This window comes from Vibrio sp. 2134-1 (assembly GCF_033339495.1).
The window spans coordinates 1-536 of sequence record NZ_JAWOUS010000881.1 but is presented as its reverse complement, the minus strand read 5'-3'; the positions used below and the strand labels follow the sequence as shown (position 1 = coordinate 536).

At 47.2% G+C, this 536-nt stretch carries 1 protein-coding gene; it reads right to left on the bottom strand.

The features are described from left to right. Window positions 1-536 (bottom strand): FAD-dependent oxidoreductase (locus R7R78_RS29045; RefSeq protein WP_225474957.1); only part of this gene is annotated, 536 nt, incomplete at both ends.

Below are 536 nucleotides of genomic sequence, written 5' to 3'. Positions count from 1 at the left end.
ACCGGCATGATCAGCACCACCTATGATATGCAGTTTTTCACCAAGTTCAGACCACTTGTCTTCAAAAGGACGTACTGATTCCTGTCCCGCACAAATAACGACTTTATCAGCCTCTACAAGCTGCGCCTTACCATCTACATGAATGTGTAAACCGTTGTCATCAATTTTGTCATAAGACACGCCACCAAGCAGATGCACTCCGCGTTTTTCTAATGTGCGTTTATGGATCCAACCTGTCGTTTTACCCGGTCCTTTACCAACACGACCTTTGCGACGTTGCAGCACCCACACTTCTTTGTCCCTCACCGCGTCTGGGTATGGGTACAGTCCACCTGGTTGCGACATTTCTTTATCAATGCCCCATTCATGCAGCCAATCATCCAACGTTTGCCCAGCTGGCTCGGTAATCATTGGCGCAACATCAACACCAATACCACCAGCACCAACAATGGCGACTTTTTCACCGACAGGCGTTTTGTCACGAATCAGCGTTTGGTAATCCACCACTTTTTCTGCATTATCAATACCTTCGATAT